The sequence below is a fragment of the Nostoc sp. DedQUE08 genome, assembly GCF_034530895.1.
Classification (GTDB): domain Bacteria; phylum Cyanobacteriota; class Cyanobacteriia; order Cyanobacteriales; family Nostocaceae; genus Nostoc.
Window position 1 is genome coordinate 41,100 of sequence record NZ_JAVRCD010000062.1, and the last position, 6,000, is coordinate 47,099.

General features: G+C 39.1%; 5 protein-coding genes. 2 read left to right on the forward strand and 3 right to left on the reverse strand.

Annotation, left to right across the window (positions count from 1 at the left end; all coding sequences use genetic code 11):
- Window positions 1–471: 471 nt before the first annotated feature.
- Window positions 472–1,971, reverse strand: a complete 1,500-nt coding sequence (locus tag RMY64_RS29920) for an ABC transporter permease subunit (RefSeq protein ID WP_322701906.1) — start codon at window positions 1,969–1,971, stop codon at window positions 472–474.
- 76 nt (window positions 1,972–2,047) lie between these two features.
- On the opposite strand from RMY64_RS29920, the gene RMY64_RS29925 reads away from it, so the two are divergent.
- Window positions 2,048–2,812: an amino acid ABC transporter ATP-binding protein gene (locus RMY64_RS29925; RefSeq protein ID WP_322670806.1), complete on the forward strand. Its 765-nt coding sequence runs from the start codon at window positions 2,048–2,050 to the stop codon at window positions 2,810–2,812.
- A gap of 175 nt (window positions 2,813–2,987) precedes the next feature.
- Here RMY64_RS29925 and RMY64_RS29930 read toward each other — a convergent pair whose 3' ends face one another.
- Together RMY64_RS29930 and lipB are read right to left on the reverse strand one after the other, a co-directional pair.
- The gene (locus RMY64_RS29930; protein WP_322683405.1) at window positions 2,988–3,188 is read right to left on the reverse strand and encodes a hypothetical protein; all 201 of its coding nucleotides are present in this window, start codon (window positions 3,186–3,188) and stop codon (window positions 2,988–2,990) included.
- Between the two features lie 264 nt (window positions 3,189–3,452).
- Entirely contained in the window at window positions 3,453–4,145 is a 693-nt protein-coding gene (gene lipB / locus RMY64_RS29935; RefSeq protein ID WP_322701907.1) for a lipoyl(octanoyl) transferase LipB, read from the reverse strand.
- Window positions 4,146–4,765: 620 nt separating this feature from the next.
- Between lipB and hpf the strand changes: the two genes are divergently transcribed.
- On the forward strand, window positions 4,766–5,413 hold the full coding sequence (hpf, locus tag RMY64_RS29940) for a ribosome hibernation-promoting factor, HPF/YfiA family (RefSeq protein ID WP_322683403.1): 648 nt from the start codon (window positions 4,766–4,768) through the stop codon (window positions 5,411–5,413).
- The last annotated feature ends 587 nt before the right edge of the window (window positions 5,414–6,000 follow it).

Genomic DNA, 6,000 nt, shown 5'->3' on the forward strand with positions numbered 1-6,000 from the left:
CTTCTCCTCTAATGAAAAGTTTTTAATTTTTGGCTGCCAAGGTGAACTGTTACAATGCAGCCGAAACTAGACTTGCATTGAATAGTTCAAACCTATTCATTGAGTTTTAATTGCAACAAAGTTGTACTGGCATACTCAGCCCTGAAATAGCAAGCACAAAATCATTAAGTTAAATTGACTTACGGTTATAGTTACTATTTACATTTCTTAATGATTACAAGTCCATGATAACAATACTGTTATCTGATTGATGTTACATAACTTTTTTATTGGATTTGTAGCAAAGTATTAAGTTAAATTAAACAATGGATTAGAATTACCTGAAAAAAAGGTATATTAGAACACATTTTATTAAGTTTGATTTTCTCTTAAGGATTTTAACCCCCAACTGCTACCTATCCCAAAAAATTAGCTTTCCAAGCATATTGATTATCATTCTCTGGATTTTGAGAAATTATTTTTGAAAGTCTCTTAGCGCTTGATGGGATTCATCCAAGCTTCTAATCGGCTAAATGCTTGGGAAGAAAGTAGCGTCAAACACAAATAAACCACTGCTACACCTGCGTAAATTTCAAAAGCGCGATAGTTATCAGCAACAATTAGCTGTCCTTTACGTAGTAATTCTTCAAACCCAATCACAGAAACTAAGCTAGTATCTTTCAATAAACTGATAAACTCATTGCCCAAAGGTGGAATCATCCGCCGGAAAGCTTGGGGAAAAATTACATAACTCATAGTTTGCACAGAACTCAAACCTAATGATTTTGCTGCTTCTGCTTGTCCTGGTTCAATTGATTGAATTCCAGCACGAACAACTTCGGCAATGTATGCAGCGCTATTCAAACTTAAAGCAATTACCCCAGCAGTTAGACGATCGAAAGAAAATGTCCAACCAAGTTCTTGTAAAATTGCTGGTAAACCAAAGTAAATCATAAAAATTTGCACCAGCAAAGGCGTTCCTCGAAAAAAATCTACATACGCCCTCGCCAACCAACGCACAGGTGCAATATGAGAAAGGCGAACAATACCAATTAAGCAACCGCCAATTAAACCAAATACTACCGAAAGTATTGTCAATTGCAACGTTACCAATGCACCCTGCAATAGACTTGGAAAAGCCTGCAATATCACCCTAATTGAAGTTAATATTTTAGATGCGCCAGCGTTAGTTTGATTCTCAAATGGTGATTTAGCTGGTAGTGATGGTGGTTCAACTTTAAACCATTTCTGGTAAATTTGAGAATAAGTGCCATTTTTCAGCACTCTATCCAAGCCATCATTTATCAATGTCAAATTTGGCGAGTTTTTAGCTGTAGCAATTCCATAAAACTCTTCCGTCAGCAATTTCTGTACTACTTTAATTCCCTGAAGATTGCCTGTATTAATTGCATATAAAGTTACAGGTGCATCATTAATTACCGCATCTACATTACTGTTGAGCAATTCTTGCAAAGCTAAGGGTGCAGAATCAAAACTGCGAATTTGTACCCCAGGAATACTCTTAGCCTTTGCAGCCCCGGTTGTGCCAATTTGTACTGCAATTTTTTTATTTTTGAGACTGTCAAAACCAGTAATATTTTGATTATCTGCACGAATTGCGATCGCTAACCCAGCCTTAAAATAAGGACGGGAAAAAGAAATCGTCTTTGCCCTCTCCTCAGTGATCGTAATCGAACTAATAGCCGCATCTACCGTTTTAGCTTGTAAAGCGGGGATAATCCCATCAAAAGGCAGACTTTGAAAATTCACTTTAAAGTTAGCAGAAGAAGCGATCGCATTCATCAAATCAATGGAAAACCCCTGCAACTCGCCACCTTTTCCTTGAAACTCAAAAGGTGGAAACGCCGGTTCTGTAGCAACCCGCAAAGTTTTCCCCGCGCTAGAGTTCACAGCACAGCTAATCAGTAATAAACAACTAAAACCTACGAAGACACATAAATACAGCCAACGCATAAAACCAACTTTAGCCATATTATTTTCTCTCCTTCTGTGCCTTTGCGGTTTCTTAAAATATTACAATCAACTGTAGAGCAGCTTGACACAAGTAATGGATAATACCATCCCTGCGATTATTTTTGAGAATATCGAAAAAAACTTTGGTTCCCTAAAAGTCCTCAAAGGAATCACCGGCGAAATCAACCGGGGAGAAGTCGTTGCAGTTATCGGTTCCTCCGGCTGTGGTAAAAGTACCCTACTACGCTGTTTCAACCGCCTAGAAACCATAGACAACGGGCGTTTAATCATCAACGGAATTAACTTATCCCGGCCCACTGTCAACTATAGCCAACTGCGGCAACTACGAACACAAGTAGGCATGGTTTTTCAACAGTTCAACTTGTTTCCCCATCTCAGCGTCTTAGAAAATATGACACTCGCACCGCGTAAAGTCTTGGGTAAAACACCAAAAGAAAGCGCCCAACTAGCGAGATTATATTTAGAAAAAGTTGGTTTATCTGACAAAGCCTCTGCTTATCCCGAACAACTTTCTGGCGGACAAAAGCAACGAGTAGCGATCGCTCGTAGTTTATGTATGAATCCTCAAATCATGCTATTTGACGAACCCACCAGCGCCCTAGATCCCGAACTCGTCGGTGAAGTTCTGCAAGTGATGCAACAATTAGCCACAGAAGGCATGACAATGGTGGTTGTCACCCATGAAATGCAATTTGCAAAAGAAGTAGCCCATCAAGTGATATTTTTAGACAAAGGTATTGTCACAGAACAAGGCCCAGCCTATGAAGTGCTGACCAATCCCCAAAGCGATCGCCTACGTATTTTCCTAAGTCGCCTTCAAATAATTCGTAATTCGTAATTCGTAATTCGTAATTAAAAACTTCTTTTAAACTCCTCACTCATCACTAGACTTCTTGGCATTTGTCGGGGTAAAGGCGAAGGGGAAAAGGGTAAAGAAACTCAAAATCCTTTCCCTTTAACCTTTACCCTTTTCCCTATTTTGAAAAAATATATTTTTGCAAGAGGTCTACTCTTTAAAGGTACTCGCGCAAAAAATCAAAGGGATCATCTTCCCAACAAGGTTCAGGTATTAACCAAAATAAACTACTGCTGATGTCGGCTTCAATTTCATCACCGTCGTCTCTATCAAATAGTTCTATCAAAGCTGTCCAATCACGTTCTCTGAGAGATGTTATGGATGGGGCATATAGCTGGAGATTATTTGAGTAATTCACGCGCAAAGTTGTGCTTGAGTGCCGTAAAAAGTTAGTATAAAAGTTTATAAATAATCGGATTATAGCTTTGACAATCGCAGTTATACCAATTTAAAATTTTAAATCATTTGTCATTTGTCCTTTTTTTAATCACCAATGACCAATGACCAATGACAGCCAACTCCAAAAATATTTCACAAATGATTTAGGACTGCTATACTCTCCTAAGTGTCTCACAATTTAAATAGGACTGCTATAGTATTTATTACATATTACAAGCGGAATTTAATCAGACAGGAAAAACCCTTGAGGCTGAGATTCTACTAATTCCACGCCAAAGACTTCTGCAAAAGATTGTGCTATGTAAAAACGCACTTCTTGGCAGGTGATACCTGGAATCCATTCGGCTAAACTGCCTACAGGTTTGTCAGAAATACCGCAGGGTACAATGCGCTCAAAGCCTGTCATGTCTGGACAAACATTTAACGCAAAGCCGTGCATAGTAATCCAACGGCTGACTTTAATACCAATAGCCGCAACTTTTCGCCCTTGCAACCAAACGCCAGTAAAAGCCGGAATTCTTTCTCCTTGCAATCCATAAATTGCCAATACGCGAATTATTACTTCTTCGAGTTGCCGCAAGTACCAATGGAGGTCTTTCCGATAACGTTGCAGATTTAAAATTGGATAGCCCACGAGTTGACCGGGACAATGGTAAGTAACCTCACCGCCTCGTTCAACTCGACGCACATCATATTGACCTTTGTCAATATCAAATTTGAGAAAGTCTGAGTTGCTTCCTTGTCCCAGAGTGTAGACAGGTGGATGTTCTAGCAAAATTAACACGTCATCTAGACTTGGGTCATGAATGCGATCGCTTAGAAGCGATCGCTGCCATCCATGAGCTTCTAAGTAAGGCATTAATCCTTGATTATACAGCAAACAAATGTTTTTTTGCGATCTAGTACTATGGATCATCCCAAAATTCAACCGTATAAAGAACTAAATATATTTCAAGTTACCTAATGAGAATCAAAAATTGTCAAGCTTTGCAAAGGATTTTAAAGGAAAGTCAAGGGAAGATGCATTAGAAAAAACAAAGTGCTAGCTTGAATATTAACCTCAATAGGTTTTAGGAGGAATTCTCTGCAATAAGCATTATGCCAAGACAATAAGGAAGAATGTACTGGCTGATGACTTTAATATCATTGTTTGCATTTCAAACAAAATCAAACTTCCACAGAACCTTGTATTCTTGAACAACAGCAAGCAAACCTCAATCCAACACAGAAGGAGCAAATATCAACAGTTCTGTAAGCATTCCTTTAAAGGAAAAGGTAGTCATAGGAGCTACAATTAGATTTTCTCAACTCTTGAGTGCTAATTGGATATACAATAAGACATCAGCGCAGAGATGAGGAGGTAAATCAAGGGTATACTTGACAATTCCTTAGATGCAGCAACCTGAGAGATAGCTTAACAGCAGTAGATACAATATAGTTCACAATTTGTTTTGGCGGGAGTAATAAACCTTACCGCAATTTCTTTTCATACAAAGCCAATTCACACATCTAAAATATTCAGCGGGAGAGTATTACATGAAGCTTGTCATCCACGGCAAAAATATTGAAATCACCGATGCGATTCGTGAGTATGTACATCAAAAAATTGAAAAAGCAGTTAGTCACTTTCAAAGCATTACAAATGAAGTAGATGTGCATCTTAGCGTCGCCCGGAATCCCCGAATTAATCCAAGACAAGCGGCTGAAGTAACTATTTATGCTAATGGTAGCGTTATTCGTGCCGAGGAAAGCAGCGAGAGCCTATATGCCAGCATTGACTTAGTTGCAGATAAAATTGCGCGTCAACTGCGGAAATATAAAGAACGGCGTCAAGACCACAAAACTCATGCTCAACCAACAGAAGTAATTATTCCAGAGTCGATAGTAACAGATTTAATTGGCGATCGCACCGCCGAATTGCCCAACGAAGTCGTCCGCACCAAATATTTTTCTATGCCGCCGATGACTGTTGCAGAAGCTCTAGAACAACTGCAACTCGTGGGACACGACTTTTATATGTTCCATAATTCTGAAACTGGAGAGATTAATGTAATTTACGAACGTAACCACGGCGGTTATGGTGTCATCCATCCCCGCAATGGTAACGGGAATACTAACGGCAAAAATGGCAAGGCAAGCCATACTAATATAGTCATGCCGGAAAAGTCGCATTCTAGTAAATAGGCACTGGGGAATAGTGGAGATGAGGTGAGCAGGGGAGAAATTGCAGTAGGTCTTTCCCCTCTCTACCTCTGCCTTTTCCAATGTCCATTTCATCATTTCGCAAACTTTTGCCAAGTTTTCAGATATTTAGAAAAGATTTTCACTTTAAAATAGCAAACTTATCCATAACTTTCTAGATGATGTCTGCACAAGCTAGATAGTAAAGATTGGCAGTTTCTCTAGTTGTAGACATCAGACTTTTGTGTTGTACTGCGCAAAACATAGCCACATCTGCTTCACTTTGCATCTATAGTACCGAATACTTTTTATTTATCCAACCCTATTTTTACAGCAGTTTTCATGTATTTAGACCACAATTATCAGACCTAACCCCCAGCCCCTTCCCTACAAGGGAAGGGGAGAAAATCAAAGCCTCTCTCCTTTTAGGAGAGAGGTTTGGAGAGAGGTCTATTTATGGTTCATTTACCTGAAAATCGCTGTAAGTTAGATACACAATTTGAGAAAGTTGTGAGCAAATATTTCAATTAAACAGTTGGCGTTGCATAAATGCGGGATGAATCATGGAAACACGGGTATTTCTCTATACT